This is a genomic window from Wenzhouxiangella sp. XN24, assembly GCF_011064545.1.
Taxonomy (GTDB): Bacteria; Pseudomonadota; Gammaproteobacteria; order Steroidobacterales; family XN24; genus XN24.
Genome location: NZ_JAAMFG010000036.1, coordinates 361,980 through 386,572, shown reverse-complemented (window position 1 = coordinate 386,572; position 24,593 = coordinate 361,980). Strand labels below are relative to the sequence as shown.

21 protein-coding genes are annotated in these 24,593 nt (G+C 67.4%); 13 read left to right on the top strand and 8 right to left on the bottom strand.

Annotation, left to right across the window (positions count from 1 at the left end):
- Nucleotides 1-110: 110 nt before the first annotated feature.
- The 3 genes from G6032_RS13835 to G6032_RS13825 all read left to right on the top strand — a co-directional run bounded on the left by G6032_RS13835 (nt 111) and on the right by G6032_RS13825 (nt 5,413).
- Complete coding sequence (locus G6032_RS13835; protein ID WP_165282732.1) at nt 111-701, top strand: phasin family protein; 591 nt, start codon at nt 111-113, stop codon at nt 699-701.
- A gap of 4 nt (nt 702-705) precedes the next feature.
- Nucleotides 706-1,950: a patatin-like phospholipase family protein gene (locus tag G6032_RS13830; protein WP_206211990.1), complete on the top strand. Its 1,245-nt coding sequence runs from the start codon at nt 706-708 to the stop codon at nt 1,948-1,950.
- A 232-nt stretch (nt 1,951-2,182) separates the two neighbouring features.
- Complete coding sequence (locus tag G6032_RS13825; protein ID WP_165282731.1) at nt 2,183-5,413, top strand: S8 family serine peptidase; 3,231 nt, start codon at nt 2,183-2,185, stop codon at nt 5,411-5,413.
- Nucleotides 5,414-5,446: 33 nt separating this feature from the next.
- Here G6032_RS13825 and G6032_RS13820 read toward each other — a convergent pair whose 3' ends face one another.
- Nucleotides 5,447-5,956: a hypothetical protein gene (locus tag G6032_RS13820; RefSeq protein ID WP_165282730.1), complete on the bottom strand. Its 510-nt coding sequence runs from the start codon at nt 5,954-5,956 to the stop codon at nt 5,447-5,449.
- Nucleotides 5,957-6,242: 286 nt separating this feature from the next.
- Between G6032_RS13820 and G6032_RS13815 the strand changes: the two genes are divergently transcribed.
- Complete coding sequence (locus G6032_RS13815; protein WP_165282729.1) at nt 6,243-6,848, top strand: PEP-CTERM sorting domain-containing protein; 606 nt, start codon at nt 6,243-6,245, stop codon at nt 6,846-6,848.
- Between the two features lie 63 nt (nt 6,849-6,911).
- On the opposite strand, the gene G6032_RS13810 is transcribed toward G6032_RS13815, so the two are convergent.
- Together G6032_RS13810 and G6032_RS13805 are read right to left on the bottom strand one after the other, a co-directional pair.
- Nucleotides 6,912-8,582 (bottom strand): long-chain-fatty-acid--CoA ligase, encoded by a 1,671-nt coding sequence (locus tag G6032_RS13810; RefSeq protein ID WP_165282728.1) that lies wholly within the window; start codon nt 8,580-8,582, stop codon nt 6,912-6,914.
- Between the two features lie 22 nt (nt 8,583-8,604).
- Complete coding sequence (locus tag G6032_RS13805) at nt 8,605-9,237, bottom strand: arylesterase (protein WP_165282727.1); 633 nt, start codon at nt 9,235-9,237, stop codon at nt 8,605-8,607.
- Here G6032_RS13805 and G6032_RS13800 point away from each other — a divergent pair.
- Entirely contained in the window at nt 9,236-9,919 is a 684-nt protein-coding gene (locus G6032_RS13800) for an ATP-binding cassette domain-containing protein (RefSeq protein WP_165282726.1), read from the top strand. The two genes, G6032_RS13805 and G6032_RS13800, sit on opposite strands and share 2 nt — an antisense overlap.
- Entirely contained in the window at nt 9,916-12,387 is a 2,472-nt protein-coding gene (locus G6032_RS13795) for an FtsX-like permease family protein (protein WP_165282725.1), read from the top strand. The genes G6032_RS13800 and G6032_RS13795 overlap by 4 nt, the downstream gene beginning before the upstream one ends.
- Here the strand turns inward: G6032_RS13795 and G6032_RS13790 are convergent.
- The gene (locus G6032_RS13790; RefSeq protein WP_165282724.1) at nt 12,381-13,310 is read right to left on the bottom strand and encodes a LysR substrate-binding domain-containing protein; all 930 of its coding nucleotides are present in this window, start codon (nt 13,308-13,310) and stop codon (nt 12,381-12,383) included. The genes G6032_RS13795 and G6032_RS13790 overlap by 7 nt on opposite strands.
- A gap of 100 nt (nt 13,311-13,410) precedes the next feature.
- Between G6032_RS13790 and G6032_RS13785 the strand changes: the two genes are divergently transcribed.
- Together G6032_RS13785 and G6032_RS13780 are read left to right on the top strand one after the other, a co-directional pair.
- Nucleotides 13,411-13,956, top strand: a complete 546-nt coding sequence (locus tag G6032_RS13785; RefSeq protein WP_165282723.1) for a peroxiredoxin — start codon at nt 13,411-13,413, stop codon at nt 13,954-13,956.
- Between the two features lie 7 nt (nt 13,957-13,963).
- The gene (locus tag G6032_RS13780) at nt 13,964-14,521 is read left to right on the top strand and encodes a carboxymuconolactone decarboxylase family protein (RefSeq protein WP_240902296.1); all 558 of its coding nucleotides are present in this window, start codon (nt 13,964-13,966) and stop codon (nt 14,519-14,521) included.
- 60 nt (nt 14,522-14,581) lie between these two features.
- On the opposite strand, the gene G6032_RS13775 is transcribed toward G6032_RS13780, so the two are convergent.
- Both G6032_RS13775 and G6032_RS13770 read right to left on the bottom strand, forming a co-directional pair.
- A complete protein-coding gene (locus tag G6032_RS13775; RefSeq protein ID WP_165282722.1) occupies nt 14,582-15,979 on the bottom strand; it encodes a deoxyribodipyrimidine photo-lyase in 1,398 nt (465 codons plus the stop codon).
- Complete coding sequence (locus tag G6032_RS13770; protein ID WP_165282721.1) at nt 15,976-16,947, bottom strand: D-2-hydroxyacid dehydrogenase; 972 nt, start codon at nt 16,945-16,947, stop codon at nt 15,976-15,978. Before G6032_RS13770 ends, G6032_RS13775 begins: the two co-directional genes overlap by 4 nt.
- Before the next feature lie 42 nt (nt 16,948-16,989).
- Here G6032_RS13770 and G6032_RS13765 point away from each other — a divergent pair, with 42 nt between their 5' ends.
- The gene (locus G6032_RS13765; protein ID WP_165282720.1) at nt 16,990-17,898 is read left to right on the top strand and encodes an acyltransferase; all 909 of its coding nucleotides are present in this window, start codon (nt 16,990-16,992) and stop codon (nt 17,896-17,898) included.
- A gap of 50 nt (nt 17,899-17,948) precedes the next feature.
- Complete coding sequence (locus G6032_RS13760) at nt 17,949-19,316, top strand: sodium:alanine symporter family protein (protein ID WP_165282719.1); 1,368 nt, start codon at nt 17,949-17,951, stop codon at nt 19,314-19,316.
- Here G6032_RS13760 and G6032_RS13755 read toward each other — a convergent pair.
- Both G6032_RS13755 and G6032_RS13750 read right to left on the bottom strand, forming a co-directional pair.
- Nucleotides 19,295-19,807, bottom strand: a complete 513-nt coding sequence (locus tag G6032_RS13755) for a hypothetical protein (protein WP_165282718.1) — start codon at nt 19,805-19,807, stop codon at nt 19,295-19,297. The two genes, G6032_RS13760 and G6032_RS13755, sit on opposite strands and share 22 nt — an antisense overlap.
- Nucleotides 19,808-19,873: 66 nt before the next feature.
- Nucleotides 19,874-20,191 (bottom strand): hypothetical protein, encoded by a 318-nt coding sequence (locus G6032_RS13750; RefSeq protein WP_165282717.1) that lies wholly within the window; start codon nt 20,189-20,191, stop codon nt 19,874-19,876.
- 44 nt (nt 20,192-20,235) lie between these two features.
- Between G6032_RS13750 and G6032_RS13745 the strand changes: the two genes are divergently transcribed.
- Genes G6032_RS13745 through G6032_RS13735 form a run of 3 tightly spaced genes read left to right on the top strand, consistent with a single transcriptional unit; the run spans nt 20,236 to nt 24,515 of the window.
- Nucleotides 20,236-20,946, top strand: a complete 711-nt coding sequence (locus G6032_RS13745; RefSeq protein ID WP_165282716.1) for an ABC transporter ATP-binding protein — start codon at nt 20,236-20,238, stop codon at nt 20,944-20,946.
- A complete protein-coding gene (locus G6032_RS13740; RefSeq protein WP_165282877.1) occupies nt 20,946-23,312 on the top strand; it encodes an FtsX-like permease family protein in 2,367 nt (788 codons plus the stop codon). The genes G6032_RS13745 and G6032_RS13740 overlap by 1 nt, the downstream gene beginning before the upstream one ends.
- A gap of 3 nt (nt 23,313-23,315) precedes the next feature.
- Nucleotides 23,316-24,515, top strand: coding sequence for an efflux RND transporter periplasmic adaptor subunit (locus G6032_RS13735; RefSeq protein WP_240902294.1), 1,200 nt, complete (start codon nt 23,316-23,318; stop codon nt 24,513-24,515).
- Nucleotides 24,516-24,593 lie beyond the last annotated feature (78 nt).

Here is a 24,593-nt window from a genome sequence, read left to right as displayed (position 1 = left end):
GATGATTTTGCTTGCGTTAAATGACATGGCGGGAATTGCGACTTGTCACTGTGACACACTGCTTCGCGGTGTTATCCTGCAAAGATCAAACAGTTGTTTGAGGCAGGATTATGTCAAAGAATAACGGCGGTAAATCCCTGGTGGACAACCCGATTACGCGGCTGGTGCGCGGCTCGGCCAACCAGGTATGGCACGCGGGCCGCGGCGCGGTGTCCATGGCTGAAACCGAGGGCGGCCGCCTGGTCGGTGGCCTGCTGAATATCGGCGGCCGGATCGACCGGGGCGCGAAAAGCCGCGTCTACGAGGCGCGCAGCTCGGCGACGGAGGCCTGGGATCGACTCGAGGACGCGTTCGTGCATCGCGTGGCGCGGGCATTGAATGCGCTGCAGATCCCCACCGCGCGCGATATCAAGGAACTGAACGGGCGCGTCGAGGCCCTGCAGCGCGCAGTACTCGCGCTCGAGCGGCGCGCCGCGCAGGCGCAGGCGCTCGAGGCGTCATCGCGGCAGCGCGGCCCGCGTCCGGGTCCCAAGGCCGGCGCACGCCAGGCCGGCGTGAAAAAGACCGCCGTGCGAAAAGCCAGTGCGCGGAAAGCCGGCGCCCGGGCAGCCGGCGTTCGCAAGGCGCCGACGCCAGCGACGGGTCCCGCCGCCGCGCCGAAGCCTGCGCGGCCGGTGGCGAAGAAGAAGGCCGGTAGCTGACGCGATGTTGCAGACCCAGCACATGCACCAGCAGGACAAGGCCAGCGGGCCGAAGATCGGCCTCGCGCTGGCCGGCGGCGGGCCGCTGGGCGGCATCTACGAGATCGGCGCCCTGCTGGCGCTCAACGAGGCGATCGACGGGCTCGATTTCGCCGACGTCGATGTCTACGTGGGCGTCTCCGCGGGGTCGTTCGTCGCCTCCACCCTGGCGAACGGAATCTCCGTAGAGGAAATGGGCCGCCTGCTCGTCAGCCGCCGCGGCCGACCGCAACGTTTCGATCCGGCGCTGTTCCTGCAGCCGAATTTCCCGGAGTACCTGCGCCGCTCTTCCCAGCTGCCGCGCCTGCTGCTCGAGGGCCTCTGGGGCTTCGCGCGGAACCCGTTGAAACAGGGCTTGCTCGAGTCGTTGAGCGGGCTGGCCAAGGCCATTCCGACCGCGGTGTTCGACAACCAGCCGATCGAGCGCTTTCTCGCCGACCTGTTCAGTAATCGGGGCATGACCAACGATTTCCGCCAGCTCTCTCGCAAGCTCCTGGTGGTCGGGGTGGATCTCGATACCGGCGAGGCCGTGCGCTTCGGTTCGCCGGGGCACGACGACGTGCCGATTTCCCAGGCCGTGCAGGCGAGCACCGCCCTGCCGGGCCTGTATCCGCCGGTGCGCATCGGCGACCGCTATTTCGTGGATGGCGGCCTGAAGCGGACGCTGCACGCCTCGTCGGCGCTGGACGAGGGCGTGGACCTGTTGTTCTGCGTCAACCCGATCGTGCCCTATGACGCGAGCCTCGCGCCCCCGGGCCGCGAGAAACGCCATGACTCACTGGTCGAGGGCGGCTTGCCAGTGGTCCTCTCGCAGACCTTCCGCGCGCTGATTCATTCGCGCATGATCGTCGGCATGGCGAAGTACGAGACCAGCTACGTCGATCGCGACGTCGTGCTGTTCGAACCCGACAGCAGCGACTCGAAGATGTTCTTCACCAACGTGTTCAGCTACGCGAATCGCGAGATGGTCTGCCAGCATGCCTACCGTACGACGCGTCGCGACCTGTGGCTGCGCCGGCGCAAGTTGCGCCCCATCCTCAAGCGCCACGACATCACGATCAACGAGGCCATCCTGCAGGATCGCGACCGCCATTTCACATCGGCGCTGTCGCGCCGCCCCGACCCGATGCGACTCGGCAACTACAAGAACGAAATGACGAACCGCCTTGACGATCTGCTGGACCGGTTGGACATCATCATCCGCTCCTGATCCGGCGCAGCATTCCTTCTTGTAGAACAAGCCTGAACCTCGTTCGGGTCGTCATTCTTTGGTGCCAGTTTTCTCTTGCGCACGCCTGAAAGGCGGGCTACTGTCCGCCATCGCACGAAAAAAATAACCACGGACCACGTCACAGTTTGTTGCACGCGAACAGAGCTGTCACCAGTCCGCCTGTGCGAGTCGAATGACGACTGATGATCGAATCCGAGAGGGGATACACACGATGCTCAAGACAGCCATAGCGCGCCTGGCTACCCGGGGCGCGCTCGTCGCCGCGACGTCCGTAACACTTTTTACCGCGGCCTATGCCGGGCCCGCTGATCCGCGTGCGGATCTCGCCGCCCGGCAGGCGCCCGCGCATATCCAGGCGTTGAAGCTGGACGAGCCGATCTCCAGCGACCTGGATTACCGGGCGCTGCGTCGTATCGATCCCGCTCTGCTCAGGACGACCTCGGACACCGAGGAAGTGCTCATCCGCCTGCGCGAGTCGCCGGTGACCCAGTACGTTGCGCAGGAGACCTCACCGTCGGCGCGCCGCTCCCAGGGCCAGGCCCGCAAGCAGTACCTGCGCGCCGAGCAGAGCGGCTTCATCGCCCGCAGCCAGAACCATGCGCGCCGCTTCGAGGTCTCGGCGCAGACCCAGGTGGTGCTCAACAGTGTCGTCGCGCGCGTCAGCACAGCTGATCTCATCGCGATCGCGCAGGACCCGTCCGTGGACCAGATCAGCCGGGTACGGGATTACGAGCGGCACCTCGTCGAGACGGTGCCGCAGATCGGCGCGGCCATCGCACAGGAACGTGGTTTCGACGGCACGGGCGTCAAGGTCGCGGTCCTCGACAGCGGCATCGATTACATGCACGCCGCGTTCGGCGGACCCGGCACGCTCGACGCCTATGCCGAGGCTTACGGCGCTGATCGCTTCGACAGCGCCAACACCGTGCCCGGTGAATTCTTCCCCACCCCCAAGGTCGTCGGGGGCTTCGATTTCGTGGGTGAGCTCTGGGTCGGCGGCGCCGGCAGCCCGCCACGTACCGAGGATCCGGATCCGATCGGCGCGCCCGGCGTGGGCAGCCACGGCACCAACGTGGCCGACATCATCGCCGGCGTCAACGGCGTCGCGCCGGGTGCCGATCTTTACGCGGTAAAGACCTGCGCAGCGTACTCCTCGGCCTGCAATGGCGTGGCGTTGCTGCTGGGCATGGAGTTTTCCGCCGATCCGAATCGTGACGGCGACATCTCCGATCGCGTCGACATCATCAACATGTCGCTGGGCGCGAATTTCGGCCAGGACTTCGACAACTCGCTGGCCCAGGCCGTGGAGAACCTGAGCGCCATCGGTGTATTGACGGTCGCGTCTGCCGGCAATGGTGGCGACAACCCCTTCATCACCGGCACGCCCGCTGCGGCCAGCACCGCGATTTCCGTGGCGCAGACCCAGGTGGCGTCTGTTGTCGACCGGATGACCGTCGTCGAGCCGGCCGCCGCTGCGGGCGACTACCCGGCGGTGTTCCAGTCCTGGTCGGCGCCGCTGGATGGCGTCATCGAGGGTCTGGTCACTTACCTCGGGCCCTCCAATCTTGGTTGCGAGCCTCTTGATGCGGGTTCCCTGGAAGGCCAGATCGTCCTCGTCGATCGCGGCGACTGCGGTTTCAGCGTCAAGATTTCGAACCTGGCTGCAGCCGGCGCCAAGCTCGGCATCATCGGCCTGGTGACGGCCGATGATCCGTTCAACGGCGGTTTCGGCGGTGGCGAGCCCTTCATTCCGGGCTTCATGATCAGCCAGGGCACGGCGAACATCCTGCGCAGCGGTGAGGCTGTCGTGCGCTTCGATTCCGTCAGCCCCTTCGCCGCGCGCATCGTGGACAGCTCGTCGCGCGGCCCGCGTTTCCGCGACAGCGGCCTCAAGCCCGAGATCGGCGCGCCGGGCGCATCCGTGTCGGCCAATTCCGGCACGGGCGACGGCACCCGCACCTTCGGCGGCACCTCCGGCGCGGCGCCGATGGTGGCCGGCTCGGCCGCGATCCTCATGCAGGCCTTCCCCGGGCGCAGCCTGGCCGAGCTGAAGGCCGTGCTGATGAACACCGCCGAGACCGATGTGGTCGGCGACCTGGCGGGAACCCCGGTGCCCGTCAGCCGCGTGGGTGCAGGCGAAGTCCGCGTCGATGCGGCACTCGCCTCGACCACCGCGGCCTGGGACATCCAGTCCCTGAGCGGTGGCCTGGGCTTCGGCGCGGTCGAGGTTGCTGACGAGCAGATCCGGATCCGGCGCTTCGTGCGGGTCAGGAACTACAGCAACAAGAACGTTTTCTACGCAGTCGAGAACACCTTCCGTTCTGCCGAGGCCGAGGCCTCCGGCGCCGTCGATATCCGTGTGCTGCCGCGCCGGCTCACGATTCCTGCCGGCAAGGACCGGATCATTCGCGTGGACATGACGATCAACGGCGCCAATCTCGAGGGCAACTTCCTCAACTCCGGGGGGAGCTACAGCGGCGCCAACCTGACGCGCAACGAGTACGACGGTTACCTCGTATTCAAGCCGCTGAAGCAGAACCGCAAGGCGACGGCCATCACCATGCCGTGGCACGTGTTGCCCCGCCAGGCGGCGCGCGTCGAGCCCTCGAAGACGACGATCGCCGATGGCGGCGACGTGATCACGCTGACAAACACCGGCGTGGGCACGGCGCAGAACGACGCGTACTCGCTGTTGCTCAGCCTCCCGCAGCAGCCGACCGGCGGGCCGGGAGAATCCTTCCCGAACCCGTCGATCCGCGGCTTCGGTGTGCAAACCTTCCTGGTCCGGGACGGGTTCTGCGGTCCGGGTGACGGGGCCGTGGATTACATCATGGGCCTGGCCTTCAATCTCTGGGAGCGTACGGCCTATTCGCTGTACCCCGGACTGGTCGGTGTGCTGCTCGACACCGACGGCGACGGCGTGCCGGAGTACGATGTGTTCAACATCGCGCGCAATTTCCTGGGATTCCCCGGAGATTGGCGCACCGTGACATTCGCGGTGGACGTGAGCACCGGCCTTGGCAACGTCTTCTTCTTTACCGAGCACGCGCACAATTCTGCGAACCAGGTGCTGCTGGTGTGCAATACGCAGATCGGCAACCAGGCGCTGTTCGCGCCCATGAACGCGCTGGCGTACGTGGACGACGTGTCTTTCGGTGGCTCGTTCAACGCGGCACCGACGGTGTTCGCGCCCCTGGGCGAGCGTTTCTTCACGCCTGACCTGACCGACCTGTCTCCCGGCCAGAGCGGCCAGATGACCGTGCTCGACTTCGGCGCTGCCGGAAACAACCCGGGCGAGCTCGGCCTGCTGCTGATCACCAACGGTGACCGGGGGGCCGGTGCCCACGGCGGTGCTACGGCGGAGACCGAGGCGATCCTGTTCCAGGAGGCGCCGCCACCGGCGGCGGCCGCCCCCGCGCCGCGACCTCGGGGTCGTCGCTAACGGCCGAGTGCTACATGCTGCCAGCCACGGCTGTCAGGACTTTGGAGGCCCCTCTTCGGAGGGGCCTTTTTTATTCCCGCCGTGCGGCCCGGGACGGCCGAGGGCGCAGTGCAGGAAATAGCCCTGCTCCGCGAGACGGTAGTCCAGCGTCGCCTCGCCCGCTGCGATGAGCACGTGCCAGCCGGGCACCAGCGCCTGCGTGTAATTCATGCCGGGCTGCGGGCAGCCCAGCGAACCGTCGTTCCACGTCACGCGGCGCGAATCGGCCACCTCGAGCGACGCCTGCGCCAACCCAGTGCGCTTGGCGGCGTCCGCGAGCACCTGCGCGAGCAGCGACTCCGGCGGCAGCGCCTGCTCCCCCGCCGGTGCCGTGGACAACACGCGCTCAGGCAGCGGGCGGGACATCTCCCGTCCCACCAGGCGGGGATCGGTATCGTTGTCGGGCGATTCGGTCACGGCTCCGCAGCCCGTCGGACCGATGGCCAGGCAGAGGACGCCGGCCAGGAGCCGGCCCCTGTGCAGGGAGGCGTTGATGGCTTTCATGGTGTTGCGATCCTCGCGTAGGCGTCAGTTGACTCACATGATGGTCCCGGGTCACCGAAGGTCGCAATGGTTGCGCCGCGGGCGATACCCGCGAGCGGCCTCAGCGATGTCGGCGTAGTTTACATTCCGCCGGCCCGTCGCTCTCCGCGCAGAAAGTAAATGTTCGATAACACACACAATTTCTCGTCTGGCATGGATGCTGCTTGAGTCTTCTTTCTTAAGCAGTCGCTTCGACGCGCTGCATAACAAGCCGATTCAAGAACAAGGGAAGGACAGGAGAAATCACATGCGACTTGGGAATTTTCTGAAAGCCGTAGCGGGAGCAGTGCTCCTCGCCATTTCGGCAGGAGCACATGCCGGACCGATCACTATCGAGGGCTTTACCGGTGCCTATGGGTTCGAGAATTGGTCGCCGACGACAATCGGTATCGCCGAGATCGACACAATAGGAATCAAGGGGGAACCCGATGATGAACTCGGACTCACTTGCGAGGACACCTGCAGCATCGAACTCCTGGTTAACTCCAACATCAACGGCAGTGTAAGTTTTTCGTGGGATGTGATTTTGGCAGATCCCTTTTATATCGCCGGGGTTCTCGAATTCGTGCTGAATGGTGTGGCGACGAATATATTCGGCATCACTCAGGTCTTCGATCAGGGCGCACTAGGTTTGGTCAATGAGTTCGGGTCCGGCACCTTCGATATTCTCGCCGGCGACGTATTTGGCTTCCGTCTCACGGCGCTCGGATTCGATCCCGGCTTCGGAGATCTCGCTGAGCTGGTCATCGGTGATTTCCGCGTCGTGGGCACGGTCCCCGAACCCGGCACCCTGGCGCTCCTGTCGCTCGGCCTGCTGGGCGCCGGCGCGATGCGTAGCCGTCGCCGCGGCTGAGGCTCCACGCAGCAGCTTCGATTCAAGGGCCCCGCGAGCTCAGCCCGCGGGGCCCTTGCTCATTCAGGCCGTGCCGTCGCGCAACTCGCGGCGCAGGATCTTGCCGACATTGGTCTTCGGCAGTTCGTCGCGGAACTCCACCAGCCGCGGGACCTTGTAGCCGGTCAGGCTTTCCCGGCAGAAGGCGATGAGTTCCTTGTCGGTGACGCTCTCGCCGGGCTTGCGGACGATGAACAGCTTCACGATCTCGCCGGACTTCTCGTCCGGAATCCCGACGGCTGCCGCCTCGAGCACCGCGGGGTGCATCACGGCCACGCCCTCGACCTCGTTGGGGTACACGTTGAAACCGGACACCAGGATCATGTCCTTCTTGCGGTCCTCGATGAACACGTAACCCTTGTCGTCCATCCGCCCCATGTCCCCCGAGCGGAACCAGCCGCCCTCGAGCATGACCTTGGCCGTCTCGTCGGGACGGTTCCAGTAGCCGGCCATGACCTGCGGGCCGCGGATGCAGATTTCTCCCACGGCGCCGATGCCAAGGTCGTTGCCTTCCTCGTCCCGGATGCTCACCTCGGTGGACGAGATGGGCAGGCCGATCGAGCCGTTGAAGTCGGTGTTGGTCATCGGGTTGATGCACGCCGCCGGCGAGGTCTCGGTGAGGCCGTAGGCCTCGATCAGCGGCTTGCCGGTCGCTTGCTTCCAGCGTTCCGCGACGGCGCGTTGCACGGCCATGCCGCCGCCGAGGGTGGCTTTCAGCTGGCTGAAATCCACCTCGTCGAAGCCCGGCGTGTTCAGCAGGCCGTTGAACAGCGTGTTGACGCCGGTGATGAAGGTGAACTTCTGCTTCTTCAGTTCCTTGATGAAGCCGGGCATGTCGCGCGGATTCGTGATCAGGATGTTGTTGCCGCCCATGAAGGTGAAGGTGAAGAAGTTCGCCGTCAGCGAGAAGATGTGATACAGCGGCAGCGGCGTGATGACCACCGACTGGCCTTCGGTCACCGTGGCGCTCAGCCAGGCGCGCGCCTGCAGGACGTTGGCGATGATGTTGCGATGGATGAGCACCGCGCCTTTCGCGACGCCGGTCGTGCCGCCGGTGTACTGCAGGAACGCCACGTCCTCGTGGCCAAGGGACGGCCGGTCCATGGTCTGCCACTTGCCCTCTTTCAAAGCCTTGTGGAAGGACACGGCGTCCGGGATGTTCCACTCCGGGACCATCTTCTTCACGCGGCGGATGACGAAATTCACCAGCTGGCGTTTCGGCGCCGGCAGCATGTCGCCGATGGCGGTCACGACCACCGTCTTGATGGCCGTGTTGTTGCGCACCTTGGCCAGCGTGCCGGCGAAGTTCTCGACGATGATGATCGCCTTGGCGCCGGAGTCCTTGAGCTGGTGCTCGAGTTCGCGCGGCGTGTACAGCGGGTTGACGTTGGTGACCGTGAGCCCGGCGCGCAGGATCGCGGCCACCGCCACGGCGTACTGGATGACGTTGGGCATCATCACCGCGACGCGGTCGCCCTTGGACAGCCCGGCATTCTTCTGCAGCCAGGCGCCGAGGTAGCGCGAGCACTGGTCCAGTTCACCGAAGGTGATCGAGTGGCCCATGTTGGTGAAGGCCGGCAGGCTCCGGTACTTCTCGAAGGACTGCTCGAGGAACTCGCGGAGCGACGGGAACTCGTTCACGTCGATCTCCGCGGGCACGCCCTCGGGATATTCTTTCAGCCAGATCTTTTCCATCGTTTCCCCACCGACTCCAGCGTCATTTGTTATGTGTCGTAGTGATCTTACCGTTTAGCAGCGGTTCAAGCGCGGGCCAGACGTTCTCGACGATCACCGGCTGCGCCTGGGCCGTCGGGTGAATCCCGTCCGCCTGCATCAGGCCCGGCTGCAGCGCGACGCCCTCGAGGATGAACGGGATCAGGCCGGTGTCGTACTCTTGCGCGAGTTCGTGGAACACCTCGTGGAAGTCGCTCGTGTAGGCCGGGCCGTAATTCGGCGGGATATGGATGCCCGCCAGGACCACGTCGGCGCCCGCATCTGAAGAAAGTTGAATCATCCTGGCCAGGTTGCGTCGAATCTCCGCTATGGGCAGGGCGCGGAGCCCGTCGTTTCCGCCCAGGGCGATCACCACGATGGACGGTGAATTGCGCTCCAGGGCGCGGGGCAGGCGCGCCAGGCCGCCGCTGGTGGTGTCGCCGCTGATGCTCGCGTTGACGACGCGGTGGGGGTAGCCGTCGGCGGCGAGACGCTCCTGCAGCAGCCGGGGCCAGTTTTCTGTCATGGTGAGGCCATAGCCCGCACTGAGGCTGTCCCCCACAATAAGCACCACGGGCGGCGCAGCGACGGCGGTGCCCGTGAACAGCAAGATCGAGAGTAAAAGGATTCTGTACATGCAACAGGCGACCGGAGCACAGCCGGTTCTCAAGTCCGCAGGGTTGACGAAGAAGGTTAGCAGTCCGGAGGGCGAGCTTACCATCCTGGACCAGGCGGATCTCGAGATTTCCGCGGGCGAGTCCGTGGCGATTCTCGGCCCTTCCGGGGCCGGCAAATCCACCCTGCTGTCGCTGCTGGCGGGCCTAGACCTGCCGACCAGCGGCCAGGTCTGGGTCAACGGCCGCGAGCTGACCGCGCTCGACGAGGACGGGCGCGCCGCGGTCCGCGCCGACCAGGTCGGGTTTGTCTTCCAGTCCTTTCATCTCGTCCCCGCCCTGACGGCTCTCGAGAACGTCATGCTGCCGCTGGAGCTGGCCGGGCGGCCGGATCCGCGTGCCGCGGCGCGCGCCGCACTGGAAGAAGTGGGCCTCGGACCCCGGATCGGCCACTATCCGCGCCAGCTGTCGGGCGGCGAGCGGCAGCGCGTCGCCATCGCCCGGGCCTTCGTCGGCGCCCCGGCCGTGCTGTTCGCCGATGAGCCGACCGGGAACCTCGATTCACGCACGGGGGGGCGGATCGCCGACCTGTTGTTCGGCCTGAATGCCGAGCGCGGCACCACCCTGGTGCTGGTGACCCATGACCGCGTGCTGGCCCAGCGCTGCGACCGGCAGCTCGAGATGGACAGCGGGAGGCTGCTTTGAAAGGGCTGGCCTTCGGTTTGACCCAGGTCCGGCGGGAGTTCAAGTCCGGCGAAGTGCGGGTGCTCGCCGCAGCGCTCGCGCTGGCCGTCGCGGCGATGACGGCGGTCGGCTTCTTTACCGATCGCGTGGCGCAGGGCGTGCAGGCGCGCAGCGCGGAAGTGCTCGCGGCCGACCTCGTGGTCGGCTCGAACCGCCCGATCCCGGCGGAGCACGAGGCGCTGGCCGCCGAGCTGGGCCTCGCGACGGCGCGCACCACGTCCTTCCCGAGCGTCGTGCTGGCCGGCGATGACAGCGCGCTGGCGGACATCGAGGGGGTGTCGGCGAATTACCCCCTGCGCGGCGCGCTCAAGGTCAGCCGCGGGCTGGAGGCGGAGTCGGAAACCGTGCGCGAGGTGCCGCCGCCGGGAGAGGCGTGGGCGGACCCGCGCCTGCTCGCCCGGCTGGATGCCCAGGTCGGCGCCACCGTGCGGGTCGGCCGGGCGGAGCTCGAGATCAGCCGCCTGCTGGATTATCGCCCGGACCAGGGTTTCAGCTTCGCCGAGCTCGCCCCCACCCTGCTGATCAACGAGGCGGACGTGGTCGCCAGCGGCCTCGTCGCACCGGGCAGCCGCGTGTCCTACCGCCTCTTGCTGGCGGGAGACGGGCGCGCGCTGCAGGCCTTTCGCGACCGGGTCATGCTCGGCACGGGCGAGCGGCTGCGCGGCATCGACACGGCGCAGCCCGAGATCGGCAATGCCGTGGAGCGGGCCGGGCGTTTCATCGGCCTGGCCTCGCTGGTCAGCGCCCTGATCGCGGCCGTGGCGGTGGCGATGGCCGCGCGGCGTTTCGCCAGTCGCCGCATGGATACCGTGGCGCTGATGAAGTGCGTCGGCGCCTCGCGACGTTTCGTCCTCACGGCCATGCTGGCGCAGCTGGCCGTGGTGGGCCTTGCGGCCTCACTGCTCGGGCTGGGCCTCGGCTGGGCCGCGCAGGAGGGCCTGGTGTTCATCCTGGCCGACCTGGTCGGCGACGAGTTGCCCGCGCCGACGCTCGCCCCGGCCGTCGGCGGCCTGCTGCTCGCGTTCGTGGTGCTGGGCGGCTTCGCCCTGGTGCCGATCATCGAGCTCTGCCGCACGCCGCCCGGGCGGGTCCTGCGCCGCGACATGCTGCCGCCGGCCGCGGGTCCGTTGCTGGTCTACGGAGCCGCCATAGGCGGCGGTCTCGCGCTGCTCGCCTGGCAGGTGCGCGACGCGGTGCTGGTCGGGTGGCTGGCGCTGGGCACGGCCGCGGTCATGCTGGGCCTCGCCGCCGGCGGCTGGCTGCTGGTCAAGGGGGCGTCGCGATTGCGCGGCGGCGGCGGCGCATGGCGTTACGGCATGGCGAACGTCGGCCGGCGCGGCACGGACAGCATCGTCCAGGTGGGGGCCTTCGGCATCGGCCTGATGGTGCTGTTGCTGCTCACCCTGGTGCGCACGGGGCTGCTCGAGCAGTGGCAGGACACGCTGCCCGCCGATGCGCCGAACCGTTTCCTCATCAACATCCAGCCGCACGAGGCCGAAGGCGTGCGCGAGTTCCTCGCCGAGCGCTTCGGCGGCGGCGAACTGGTGCCGCTGATCCGCGCGCGGCTCACGGAAATCAACGGCGAGCCGGTGGAAGAGATCGAGTTCGCCTCGCCGCGCGCGGAGTCCTTCATCGATCGCGAGTCCAACCTCAGCTGGGCGAGCGAGCCGGCGCCGGACAACCGGGTGGTGGCCGGGCGCTGGTGGCCCCTGGGAGACGAATCGGAGGTGTCCGTCGAGGTCGACTTCGCGCGCGACCTGGGCCTGGAGCTGGGCGACTGGCTGGTCTTCGACGTGGCGGGGGAACGTCTCGAGGCCAAGGTGACCAGCTTGCGGACGGTCCAGTGGGACACGTTCAAGCCGAATTTCTTCATGGTGTTTCCGCCGCAGCTCATGGAGGATTTCCCGCGGACATATATCTCCAGCATCTATGTAGACCGCTCGCTGCGCGGTGACGTGCTGGAGCTGGTGCGGAGCCACCCCAGCGTCACGGTCATCGATCTCGAGGCGGCCATCGAGCAGGTGCGCGACGTCATGGGCCAGGCCTCGCTCGCCGTGCAATACGTCTTCCTGTTCGCACTCGGCGCCGGGCTGCTCGTGATGCTCGCGGTCGTGCAGTCCACCCGCGAGGAGCGGCTCTACGAGAGCGCCATGCTGCGCACGCTGGGCGCGAGAAAGCGCGTGGTCCTCGCGGGCGTGGCGGTGGAGTTCGCGGCGCTGGGCGTGATTTCCGGCGTGCTGGCCGCGGCGGGGGCGTCAGGCGTCGCCTGGCTGCTGGCGCGGCGGGTTTTCCAGCTGGAGTTCGCGTTCGACCCGATGATCTGGGTCGCCGGCCTGCTCGCGGGGCTGTTCGTCGTGGGCGGCACGGGGGTGCTGGCGACGCGCACGGTGGTCACGCATCCGCCCGCAAACGTATTGCGGGGCTACTGAGGCTCGGCTCGGCGGGACTTCACCATCAGCCGCTCGATCTCGTCGCACACGTGGCCGATCGTCTCTTCGCGTGCACAGCCGGGACGCCATGCGGCGGCGATGGTGCGCTCGGGTTCCGGCTCCCTGAAGCGGCGCACCGCCATGGCCGGCGCACGGCCGCCCGGCTGATCGACCGCCAGGCTGGGCAGCAGCGTGATCCCCACCCCTGCGGCCACCATCTGGCGCAGGGTCTCGAGGCTCGTGGCGCGAAAATCGGGCGCTTCCCGGACCCGGGCCAGCTGGCAGGCCGCGAGCGCCTGGTCGCGGAGGCAGTGGCCGTCCTCCAGCAGCAGCAGGGTTTCCCCGTCGAGGTCGTCCAGCGACAGGCGCTTGTGCCGCGCGAGGGCATGATCGGCGGGCAGCGCCACCTGGAAGCTCTCCGCATAGAGTGGCCGGGTGACGAGCCGCTCGGGCGGGATCGGCAGCGCGAGGATGGCCACGTCGAGATCGCCGCTCTTGAGCAATTCGACCAGCCGGTGGGTCTGGTGCTCGACCAGCAGCAGGCGCAGTTCCGGGAAACGCGCCCGCAGCGGGGCGGCGATGTGCGGTAACAGGTAGGGCCCGACGGTCGGGATCAGGCCGATGCGCAACTCACCGGCGAGCGGGTCCTGGAAGTTGCGCGCCAGCTCTTCGATTTCGCGCGCCTCGTCGATCACGCGCCGCGCCCGTTCCGCGATGCGTTCGCCGATGTCCGTCAGGCGCACCTGCTGGCCGCGCTCCACGAGCTGCACGCCGAGCTGGTCCTCCATTTTCCTGATCTGCGCGCTCAGCGTCGGCTGGCTGACGTAACACCGCTCCGCGGCCTTGCCGAAGTGGCGGCTTTCGCCCAGGGCCACGAGGTAGCCGAGCGCCCTGAGGCTGAGATGGATGTTGATAGGTTTCATCTATGGAGAAGATAAGTTTAATTCATTGGATAAATCAACTGCCGGGCCGCAGACTTGTTCCCATGCAATCAGCAAACACCTTAACGTACGGAGTCAGAACATGATCAGCGTCGGCAAGAAATTCCCCGCATTCAATCTCAAGGGTGTCGTCAGCAACGACATCAACACCGCTTTCAAGGACTTCTCCAGCCAGGACGAGGCCCTGCAGGGGCAATGGAAGATCCTGTTCTTCTGGCCGAAGGACTTCACTTTCGTCTGCCCGACAGAAATCGCCGCCTTCGGCGCGCTCAACGGCGAGTTCCGCGATCGCGATGCGCACGTGTTCGGTGTCTCCACCGACTCGGAGTTCGTCCACGTGGCGTGGCGCAACGACAAGGAAGAGCTTCGCGACCTGCCTTTCCCGATGCTCTCCGACATCAAGCGCGAGCTGAGCACTGCGCTGGGCATTCTCGACGAGGCGGAAGGCGTCGCGCAGCGGGCCACGTTCATCGTCGACCCGGACGATATCGTGCGCTTCGTTTATGTCACGGATTTGAACGTCGGCCGCAGCCCGGACGAGGTGCTGCGCGTGCTGGACGCCCTGCAGACGGACGAGCTCTGCCCCTGCAACTGGCAGAAGGGCGAAGACACCCTGAAGGCCGCCTGAGGAACCCATGATGAATCTCGAACAGGTCAAGGCGCGCTTCCCCGAGTACGCGCGCGACATCAAGCTGAACCTCTCCACGGTGCTGGGCGGCACCGGCGCGCCGGGCCTCACCGAGGCCCAGGCGCTCGGCACTGCGCTCGCTTGCGCAGTCGCCGTGCGCAGCAACGAGCTGGCCGCCGTGGTGGAGGGCATCGCCGGAGACAAGCTGGACCGGGCGCGCCGGGACGCGGCGCGGGCCGCGGCTGCCGTGATGGCGATGAACAATGTCTACTATCGCTTCACGCACTTCGTCGGCGATGCCGAGTACGGCAAGCTGCCGGCGCGGCTGCGGATGAACGTCATCGGCAACCCCGGCATCGAGAAAGCCGAGTTCGAGCTGTATTCGCTGGCGGTCTCGGCGATCAACGGCTGCGAGTTCTGCATTCGGGCCCACGAGAAAGTCGTGCGTGAAGCGGGGATCGGTCGCGAGGGCGTGCAGAGCGCCGCCCGCATCGCCGCGGTGATCACCGCCGCGGCCGGCGTGCTGGCCACCGTGTCCGACGCAGAGGCCGCCGTCGCGGCCTGAGGCCCCGTTCGCGGGTCGGGCGAGCCCTGGCCGTCCCGACCCGCGAACGGCACGCCCGCGCTATTTGCGCAGGCTGGCGAGCGCGTCGAGCGCTTCCTGGCGGCTGCGCTTCAGGTCGATCACGGGGCCCGGATAGCCCTTCGCCAGTCCTGGCGACGGCGTGTGGATGCGGTCCGCCGGCACGTCGGCCAGTTCCGGGACCCAGCGTTTCACGTAGTGTCCCTCGGGATCGAACTTCTCGCCCTGCAGCATCGGATTGAAAATGCGGAAGTAGGGCGCCGCATCGGCCCCGGACCCCGCGCTCCACTGCCAGCCCAGCGTGTTGCTGGCGAGATCCGCATCCACCAGCGTGTCCCAGAACCAGCTGGCCCCGGCCTGCCACGGGGCGCGGATGTTCTTCACCAGCAGCGAGGCGACGATCATGCGCACGCGGTTGTGCATCCAGCCCGTGGCCCACAGCTGGCGCATCCCGGCGTCGACGATGGGGATCCCCGTGCGGCCCTGCTGCCAGGCCTCGACCAGGGCGGCGCGATCCTCGCGCCACGGGAATGCCGCGTATTTCTCGTGCATCGGCTCGGTCGGCGTGTCCGGAAAATAAAACAGGACATGGTGCGCGAACTCGCGCCAGCCGAGTTCGCGCAGCCAGCACTCGAGCGCCGCTTCAGGCACGTTGCCGCGCTGGGCGGTGGCGGCATGCCAGGCCTGGCGCGGCGTCAATTCGCCGTGGTGCAGGGCGGGCGACAGCGCCGACGTGCCGTCGCGATCGGGCCGGTTCCGGCCGGCCGGGTATGCGTCCAGCCCCGCTTCGCACCAGCGTGCGAGACGCGCCTGCGCCGCCGCCTCGCCCGGCGTCCAGTGCGCCGCGAGCCCGTCGTCCCAGCGGATCCGGGGCAGGAGCTCGAGGGTGGCGAGATCCAGTCCCTTCGGCCACCGATCCGGCGGCTTGAGATCGGCGGGCGCCGCTTGCGGCGGGGCCGGTTCCGGTTCCCGCAACGCCGATTTCCAGAAGGGCGTGAACACCCGGTAGGGTTCCCCCTTGCCGGTCGAGTGCTCCCAGGGCTCGAACAGCAGCGCAGCCTTGCAGCTCTCGACCGCGAGGCCCTGCTCACGAAGTCGTGTCTTGATCCCGGTGTCCCGCGCCACCAGCGCCGGCTCGTAGAGGCGGTTCCAGAACACCGCCTCCGCGCCAATCTCGGCTACGAGCGCGGCGAGCGTTTCGGCTGCAGGTCCGGTCCGTAGCAGGAGCCGGCTGCCGCGGGCGCGCAACTCGCTCCCCAGCGCGTCCAGGCTGTGGTGCAGCCACCAGCGCGCGGCCGCGCCGGGCGCCCACGGCGCCTCTTCATCGGGCGACCAGATGAACACGGGCAGCACCGTCTCCGCGGCCTCGAGAGCCGCCAGGAGCGCGGGATTGTCGCCGAGCCGCAGGTCGCGGCGCAGCCAGTAGATCGCGAGTTTCAAATCACCCGACCGCGTCGGCCGCCGCTCATGAAGGACTGGATGTTGGCGGCGATTTCGTCGATCGCCCGCTGCCGGGATTCACGCGCCGCCCAGGCGACGTGCGGCGTGATGACGAGATTGGGCAGGGCGGCATCCAGCAGGGGGTCGCCGTCCACCGGCGGCTCCTGCGGCAGCACGTCGATGCCGGCGCCGGCGATGCGTCCGTCCCGCAGGGCCGCGGCCAGCGCCGCCGAATCCACCAGCGCCCCGCGGGCCGTGTTGATCAGGATCGCGTCGTTTTTCATCCGGCCCAGCGCCGCTGCATCGATCAGGCCACGCGTCACGTCGGTCAGCGGGCAATGCAGCGAGAGGATATCGGCCTCGGCCAGCACCTGTTCGAAAGGCAGTCGTTCGATGCCGTCGGCCGGCCCTGGCGCCGACCCGTTGCCCGGCCGCTCGCTCACGATCACTTCCAGTCCGAAGGCCGCCGCGGCTCCCGCCACGCTGCGGCCGAGCTCGCCGTAGCCCACGATGCCCAGCTTGCGCCCGGCGAGTTCCCGGATCGGGTAATCGAGCAGGCAGAACTGCGGGCTGTCCTTCCATGCCCCCTGCTGCAGGAGCCGCTGGTAGCCGGCGAGGTGGTGGGTCAGCGCGAGGATCATCGCGTAGACATGCTGTACGACCGAGGCGGTGCAATAGGCCGTGATGTTGCACACGCCGATGCCGCGCGTGCCGGCCGCCTCCAGGTCCACGTTGTTCACGCCCGTGGCCGACAGGCAGATCAGCTTGAGCCCGGGCGCCGCCGCGAGCTCGGCGGGGCCGATGCGGATCTTGTTGGTGATGAGAATCTCGGCCGGGGCGAGCCGGGACGGCAGATCTGCCACGGAGGTGACGTCATGCAGCACGAGATCGATTCCCGTGGCCTGGAGCGCCCCGAGGTCGATGTCGCCGCGGCTCACGGTCGCGAAATCCGGGAAAATGGTTTTCATGGCGCCAAGACTACCGTCGGCCGCGCGACGCGACCAGCGTGGATGCGGCTACAATCTGCCGCCATGGCCACGTTGCGCGGCATCCTGACGCTGACCCTGATCGTCCTGAACCTGGTGTTCTGGGCAACCCCCCTGTACGTCGTTGCGCTGGCCAAGCTGTTGCCTGCTCCGCGCGCGCGGGCCCGGTGCGACCGGGCGCTGGTGTGGCTGGCGAGCCGCTGGATCAGCGGCAACGAGCTGATCTTCCGCCTCACGCAGAACATCCGCCGGGATGTCGAGGGGCTGGAAGGGCTCGAGCGCGACGAATGGTACCTGGTCATCTGCAACCACCAGAGCTGGGTCGATATCCTGGTGCTGCAGGGCGTATTCAACGGCCGCATTCCGTTTCTCAAGTTCTTCCTCAAGAAGCAGCTCATCAAGGTGCCGGTGCTCGGCCTGGCCTGGTGGGCGCTCGACTTCCCCTTCATGCAGCGCCACTCGCGCGAGTATCTCGAGAAGCATCCGGAAGCGAAAGGCCAGGACCTGGAGGCGACCCGGCGCGCCTGCGAGCATTTCAGCCAGCATCCCACCTCGGTGATGAACTTCGTCGAGGGCACGCGTTTCACGCCGGAAAAACACGCGGCGAGCGCATCGCCCTACCGGCACCTGCTCAAGCCCCGCGCCGGCGGCACGGCTTTCGTGCTCAGCGCCATGGGACAGATCCTGCATCGCATGCTCGATGTGACCATCGTCTATCCGGGCGACACGCCGAGCCTCTGGGATCTCTGCTGCGGGCGACTGCACACCTTGCGCGTGCGGGTCACGCAGCGCGAGATCCCGGCATGGGTGCTGCAGGGCGATTACCAGGGCGATCCGGAATTCCGCGCCCGGTTCCAGGCCTGGCTGGGCGAACTCTGGCAGCAGAAAGACGCGCAGATCGACACCTTGCTGGCGATGGAGCCGCGCGCCTGAGCGGGCCGCGGCGAGTACAACGATAACGACGCACCCGGGGACGCCGCATCATGGAACAAATCACCGCCTGGCTCGACGCCGTCTCGGCTTTTGTGTGGGGGCCTTACTGCCTGATCCCCCTGCTGCTGTTGACGGGCCTGTACCTCACCGTCGTGCTGCGCGGCTTGCAGTTTCGCCAGCTCGGCCCGGCGTTGCACCAGGCGCTCATCGTCCGCACCGAGCATGGCGCGCGCGGCGACATCTCGCACTTCGCCGCCCTGATGACGGCGATGGCGGCGACCGTCGGCACCGGGAACATCGTCGGTGTCGCCACAGCGATCGCGCTCGGCGGCCCGGGCGCATTGTTCTGGATGTGGGTCACGGGGCTGGTCGGCATGGCGACCAAGTACTCCGAGGCGCTGCTGTCCGTGAAGTACCGCGTGACGAACGAACGCGGCGAACAGGCGGGCGGACCGATGTACTACCTTTCGCGGGGCATCGGCTACAAGCCCCTGGGACGCACGCTCGGCTGGCTGTTCGCCCTGTTCACCGCGTTCGCCGCCTTCGGCATCGGCAACATGGTGCAATCCAATTCGGTCGCCGACGCCATCGGCGGGGCCTTCGGCGTGCCCGACTGGGTGACGGGAGTCGTGATCGCCATCGGCGTCGGCGCCGTGACGCTGGGCGGCATTCGCGCCATCGGCGGCTTCACCAGCCTGTTCGTCCCCGCGATGATCATCGTCTACATGGGCGCCTGCACCATCGTGCTGGTGTTCAACATCGATGCGGTCCCGGCCGCCTTCGCGCTGGTGTTCACCGATGCCTTCACCGGCAGCTCGGCCGCCGGCGGCTTCCTCGGCGCGACGATCGCGCAGGCCATGCGCTACGGCGTGGCGCGCGGCATTTTCTCGAACGAGTCGGGCCTGGGTTCGGCGGGCATCGCGGCGGCGGCGGCGAAGACCCAGGAACCGGTGCGCCAGGCGCTGGTCTCGATGACCCAGACCTTCATCGACACGCTCGTGATCTGCACCTTCACGGGCATCGCCATCATCTCCAGCGGGGTCTGGAATTCGGGCGTGAACGGCGCCCCGCTGACGCAGCTGGCATTCGGCTCGGCGCTGCCGGGCGAGCTCGGACCCGCGGTCGTGGCCGTGTGCCTCGCGATGTTCGCCTTCTCGACGATCATCGGCTGGAGCCACTACGGCGCACGCGGCATCGAATACATCCTCGGCGTGCGCGCCATCCTGCCGTATCGCCTCCTGTTCGTCGTGGCGGCGTTCGTCGGCTCGATCCATTCCCTGGATTTCGTCTGGCTGTTCTCCGACGTGATGAACGGCCTGATGGCGCTGCCGAACCTGGTCGGGCTCCTGCTGCTGTCCGGCGTGGTCAGCCTCGAGACCCGCAGTTATTTCGAGCGTCAGCGATCGCGCTTGCCGTGATGCGGTCGCTCGGCGCGGTGCCGGGCCATCTCGTCCGCATCGATGCTGCCGTCGTCGTCGCGGTCGAGTTCATCGAAGCGGGTTGCGCGGGCCGCATCGAATTCCGCGCGGCTCAGGATGCTGTCCTCGTTGGCATCCGCCGCGACGAAGCGCTGCGCCCGGTGCAATTTCATGCGTTCCTGCATGCGCGTCCTGCGCTCTTTCGCTCCGGGTCCGGCGTGTTGCCGGCCCATGTGCGGTCCCGCTTCGAACTCGTCCATGGTGACGAAGCCGTCGCCGTCTTCGTCCAGCCTGGCGAACGCCCTGGCGCCCGCCGCGTCGAACTCGGCGCGACTGATCCTGCCGTCACCGTCGGTGTCGACCGCGTGCATCATGCCGGGGCCCTGCCGCTGAGCGCCCGGGGCGTCGTCGGGGGGCGCCGCCAGCAGGGGCAACGACAACGCCGCTGCGGCGAGCAGGGTGAAAGTCCGCGCGAAGGGTAGGGTCTTCATGGCATCGCTCCCGTGTCTGAAGTCTTCGGCCCTGCGGGCCGTCCTGACTTCAGCTTAGGACGAATGTCAGCGCCGTGATTTTCCCGCCCGGCGCTTTGCGGATGGCGCAGCGCTGCCGGAATCCTCGTCGATGCTCCACTGCTCGCGATAGGCGCGCGCAGCCTCGCTGTTGACCCCGGCATGGCGGTTCGACAACAGCAGGGAGCCGGGATCGCAGACACGCGCGCGGATCACGCCGAGATCCCTGGCCGCATCGAAGAGGCTCGGATACCAGCTTTCCCAGTCGGGGAGCAATTGTTCGACCTGTTCCTTGAGCGTCATCACGGCACCGACGGTAGCCCAATGATCCCGCCGGGGGCAATCGCCGCGGGCGAATTTCATCATTCCGCAATCGGCAATTGCGCCCCGCGAGGCTAGACTCGACCCCCATGAGCAACGACGTGGTGTTTCGCGCACGCGGCCTGTCCAAGGTCTACCGGATGGGGGAGGTCGAGGTCGTGGCGCTGCGCAGCGTCGATCTCGAGCTTTACCGCGGCGAGTTCGTCGTCCTGCTCGGTCCGTCGGGCAGCGGCAAGTCCACGCTGTTGAACATCCTCGGCGGACTCGATACCGCCACGTCCGGCGAGGTCTATTACGACAGCAAGAACCTGACTTCGGCCAATGAGCGCGAACTGACGGCATTTCGCCGTGATCATGTCGGCTTCGTGTTCCAGTTCTACAACCTGATTCCCAGCCTCACCGCGCGCGAGAACGTGGCGGCCGTGACGGAGATCGCGCGCCAGCCGATGGCGCCGGAGAAGGCGCTCGACATCGTCGGCATGGGCAAGCGGCTGAACCATTTTCCGGCCCAGCTCTCCGGCGGCGAGCAGCAGCGCGTCGCGATCGCGCGCGCGATCGCGAAAAACCCGGCGGTGCTGTTGTGTGACGAGCCCACGGGAGCCCTCGATTCCGCGACCGGTATCGTGGTCCTCGAGGCGCTGGAACGGGCCAACCGCGAACTCGGCACGACCACCGTCGTGATCACCCACAACATGGTCATCGCGGAGATGGCGGACCGGGTCATCCGCATGGCGGATGGCGAGATCTCGGGGGCCGAGCGCAACGATTCGCGCAAGGCGCCGGCGGAGTTGCACTGGTGATGCGCGCCCTGGATCGCAAGCTGTTGCGCGATGTCTGGCACATGCGGGGCATGGCGCTGGCCATCTCGCTGGTGCTGGTGGGCGGGGTCTCGACCTTCGTGATGGCGCGGGTCACCTTCGAATCGCTGACGTTCACGCAGGCGCGTTACTACGCCGACCAGCGCTTCGCGGAGGTCTTCGCGAGCCTGGTGCGGGCCCCGGAATCGGTGGCCGGGCAGCTGGTGGAGCTGCCGGGTGTCAATCGCATGGAGACGCGTGTCGTGGCGCCCGTCAACCTGGAGGTGACGGGTTTCGACGATCCCGTGACGGGCAAGATCGTGTCGCTGCCCGAGTCCGGCGAGCCCAGGCTCAACGTGCCCTACCTGCGGCAGGGGCGTCTCCCGGCGCCCCGCGCCGAGGAGGAGGTCGCGATCAGCGAGGATTTCGCCGAGGCGCATGAGCTGGGTCCCGGGGACCGGATCGTCGCGATCATCAAGGGACGCCGCAAGCAGCTCGATATCGTCGGCGTCGCGCTGTCCCCGGAGTACATGTACGCCATCCCGCCCGGCGCGATTTTTCCCGACTACGAGCGCTACGGCATCCTGTGGATGAATCGCAAGGCGCTGGCCACCGCCTACGACATGGATGGCGCTTTCAACGACGTGAGTTTCACTTTGCAGCGCGGCGCCTCGGCGCGCGGGCTGATCGATCGGGTCGACAATGTCCTCGAGCGCTACGGCGGGCTCGGGGCCTATGAGCGGGAGGACCAGTTCAGCCATCGTTTCATCACGGAGGAGCTCCGCGGATTGCAGACCATGGCGACGATATTCCCGGTCATTTTTCTCGGGGTCGCGGCCTTCCTGCTGAACGTGGTGATCGGCCGCCTGGTGGCGACCGAGCGCGAGCAGATCGGGACGCTCAAGGCCTTCGGTTATTCGACGCGCCAGGTGGGCTGGCATTACACGAAGCTGGTGCTGGTGGTCATCGTCCTGGGCCTGCTGGCGGGAATCGCCGTGGGACTGTGGTTCGCGAGGGGGCTCGGCGGGATCTACCAGGTGTTCTACAGTTTCCCCTATCTGCATTTCCGGATCGATCCGGCGGTCCTGCTGCAGGCGGTGGGCGTGACCCTGGTGGCTGGACTCGCCGGCACCGCCTTCGCCGTGCGTCGCGCCGCGGCCCTGCCGCCGGCCGAAGGGATGCGGCCGGAGCCGCCGCCGGTCTACCGGGCCACCATTCTCGAGAGGCTCGGCCTGCAACAGCGTCTTGCCGAGCCCTCGCGGATGATCGTCCGGCACATTGCACGCAAGCCGTTGAAGGCGGGATTGACCGTGCTTGGGATCGCCGCGGCGGGCGGCATCCTGATGATGACGAATTTCCAGCGCGACGCCATCAGCTGGATGGTGGGCGTGCAGTACGGCCTCAGCAGCCGCGAGGATCTCACCGTGATCTTCACGGAGCCGACCTCCCGTCGCGCGCTCTATTCTCTCGAAAGCCTGCCGGGAGTCAGTCATGCCGAGGGGTTTCGCTCCGTCGCCGCGCGCCTGGTCCACGGCCACAGGAGCTACCGGACGTCCGTCGACGGGATCGAGCCGGGTGGCGAATTGCATCGCGTACTGGATACGTCGCTGCAACCCGTCCCCATCCCACCCGTCGGCGTCGTGCTGACCGAGTACCTCGCCGAGGAGATCCTGCACATCGCACCCGGCGATACGCTCGTCATCGAGGTGCTGGAAGGCGCGCGCCCCGTGCTGCATGCCACCGTGGTCAGCACGACCCGCGAGTACCTGGGGGTCAATGCCTACATGAGCCGCGAGGCGCTCAACGACCTGATGCGCGAGGGCCCGGCGATCTCGGGTGCACGGCTGGCGGTGGACGCCGCCCTGGAGCAGGGCATCTATGACCGCCTCGGAGAAATGCCGCGCGTGGCCGGCACCGTGATCCGCGACACGTCGATCGAGCAGTTCAACGAGATGATGGAAGAGACGATCCTGTACTTCAGCTTCATCACGGCGCTCCTGGGCGGCTTCATTGCCTTCGGCGTGGTTTACAATTCCGCGCGCATCGCGCTTTCCGAGCGCGGCCGGGAACTCGCATCGCTGCGGGTGCTCGGCTTCACGCGGGGCGAGGTCGCCTACATCCTGCTGGGTGAAATCGGCCTGTTGACGCTGTTGTCGATCCCGCTGGGATTCGTGTTCGGCGCCGCCCTGTCGGGTTACCTGGCGCTCTCGTTCTCTTCGGACCTGTACCGTATTCCCCTGATCATCGAGCCGTCGACCTACGCACTGGCGGCGGCGATCGTGCTGGTATCTTTTGTCCTGAGCGGCCTGCTGATCGCACGGAAACTGGCTGCTCTGGATCTTGTCGAAGTCCTGAAGACCCGGGAGTAGAACTTGCCTGTACGACGTTTTACCGGACTGTCGGCCGCGCTGGGCCTCGTGGTGCTGGCGCTCGCCTGGGGATTCTGGCCGCGGCCCGTGATGGTGGAGACCGAGGCGGCGCGGCAGAGTGCGTTGCAGGTGACGGTCGAGGAGGAGGGCCGCACGCGGGTCAAGGACCGCTACCTGCTGCATGCGCCCGTGGATGGCTATCTCAGGCGCATCGAGCTCGAGGTCGGCGATGCCGTCGAGGCCGGCGAGGTCGTCGCGCTGCTGGAGCCGTTGCGGCCGGCCGTGCTGGATCCGCGCTCGCGCGCCGAGGCCGAGGCGCGCGTGGCGGCCGCGCGTGCAGCGATCGACCAGGCGGGGGCCACGCTGCGCCAGGCCGAAGCCGATGCGCGGCTCGCCGCAGACGAGTTCCGGCGCCGCGAGGAGATGCTGGCCGACGGGCTGATTTCCCGCTCCGAATTCGACCAGGCGCGCAGCCGGATGCAGGCCGCGGATGCAGCTGTCGCGGCGGCCACGGCCGCGCAGGCGGTTGCGCGACATGAGCTCGAAGGCGCGCTCGCGAGGCTGCGTCACTCCGCGGCGGCCAGCGAGGGCGAAGCGCCCGAGACCGTGATCGTCGATGCGCCGGTGGCGGGTCGGGTACTCAGGCTGATCCAGGAGAGCGCGGGCGTCGTGGCAGCCGGCCAGCCGCTCGTGGAAATGGGCGATCCGCGCCGGTTGGAGGTGGTGGTCGAGGTCTTGTCGCGCGATGCCGTGCAGATTCCGCCGGGCGGACGGGTGGTGTTCGAGCGCTGGGGCGGGGAACGGGATCTCGAGGGCAGGGTCCGTACCGTCGAACCGACGGGTTTCACCAAGGTCAGTGCACTGGGCGTCGAGGAACAGCGAGTCCTGGTGGTGGCCGACATCGACTCGCCACCCGAGGCCTGGCAAAGACTCGGCGACGGCTATCGCGTCGAGGCCAGGTTCATCGTCTGGGAGCGCGAGTCCGTGTTGGTCGTGCCGGCGAGCGCGTTGTTCCGTCGCGATGACGGTTGGGCCGTGTTCGTGGTCGAGGAAGGTCGTGCGCGCCTGCGGGCCGTCGATCGCGGTGCGGACAGCGGCTTGCGAACCGAGATCCTGGAAGGGCTGGCGGCCGGCGACGAGGTCGTTTTGCACCCCCCGGACGAACTCGAGGACGGCACGCGGGTCGAAAGGTACGGCACGTAGTTCACGTGATGGGAGTTTCCGGCATGGTGCAACATTGTTCCATCCGGCAGACTGCATCGGAACGTTGACCCGATATTC

Excerpts from the sequence above, each read along its gene's own strand:
- G6032_RS13770 (WP_165282721.1), bottom strand. The coding sequence starts at position 16,947 with ATGAAAACCATTTTCCCGGATTTCGCGACCGTGAGCCGCGGCGACATC.
- G6032_RS13755 (WP_165282718.1), bottom strand. The coding sequence starts at position 19,807 with ATGAAGACCCTACCCTTCGCGCGGACTTTCACCCTGCTCGCCGCAGCG.
- G6032_RS13745 (WP_165282716.1), top strand. The coding sequence starts at position 20,236 with ATGAGCAACGACGTGGTGTTTCGCGCACGCGGCCTGTCCAAGGTCTAC.
- G6032_RS13790 (WP_165282724.1), bottom strand. The coding sequence starts at position 13,310 with ATGAAACCTATCAACATCCATCTCAGCCTCAGGGCGCTCGGCTACCTC.
- G6032_RS13780 (WP_240902296.1), top strand. The coding sequence starts at position 13,964 with ATGATGAATCTCGAACAGGTCAAGGCGCGCTTCCCCGAGTACGCGCGC.
- G6032_RS13740 (WP_165282877.1), top strand. The coding sequence starts at position 20,946 with ATGCGCGCCCTGGATCGCAAGCTGTTGCGCGATGTCTGGCACATGCGG.
- G6032_RS13750 (WP_165282717.1), bottom strand. The coding sequence starts at position 20,191 with ATGATGAAATTCGCCCGCGGCGATTGCCCCCGGCGGGATCATTGGGCT.
- G6032_RS13820 (WP_165282730.1), bottom strand. The coding sequence starts at position 5,956 with ATGAAAGCCATCAACGCCTCCCTGCACAGGGGCCGGCTCCTGGCCGGC.
- G6032_RS13810 (WP_165282728.1), bottom strand. The coding sequence starts at position 8,582 with ATGGAAAAGATCTGGCTGAAAGAATATCCCGAGGGCGTGCCCGCGGAG.
- G6032_RS13805 (WP_165282727.1), bottom strand. The coding sequence starts at position 9,237 with ATGTACAGAATCCTTTTACTCTCGATCTTGCTGTTCACGGGCACCGCC.
- G6032_RS13815 (WP_165282729.1), top strand. The coding sequence starts at position 6,243 with ATGCGACTTGGGAATTTTCTGAAAGCCGTAGCGGGAGCAGTGCTCCTC.
- G6032_RS13760 (WP_165282719.1), top strand. The coding sequence starts at position 17,949 with ATGGAACAAATCACCGCCTGGCTCGACGCCGTCTCGGCTTTTGTGTGG.
- G6032_RS13800 (WP_165282726.1), top strand. The coding sequence starts at position 9,236 with ATGCAACAGGCGACCGGAGCACAGCCGGTTCTCAAGTCCGCAGGGTTG.
- G6032_RS13765 (WP_165282720.1), top strand. The coding sequence starts at position 16,990 with ATGCGGCTACAATCTGCCGCCATGGCCACGTTGCGCGGCATCCTGACG.
- G6032_RS13785 (WP_165282723.1), top strand. The coding sequence starts at position 13,411 with ATGATCAGCGTCGGCAAGAAATTCCCCGCATTCAATCTCAAGGGTGTC.
- G6032_RS13830 (WP_206211990.1), top strand. The coding sequence starts at position 706 with ATGTTGCAGACCCAGCACATGCACCAGCAGGACAAGGCCAGCGGGCCG.
- G6032_RS13835 (WP_165282732.1), top strand. The coding sequence starts at position 111 with ATGTCAAAGAATAACGGCGGTAAATCCCTGGTGGACAACCCGATTACG.
- G6032_RS13825 (WP_165282731.1), top strand. The coding sequence starts at position 2,183 with ATGCTCAAGACAGCCATAGCGCGCCTGGCTACCCGGGGCGCGCTCGTC.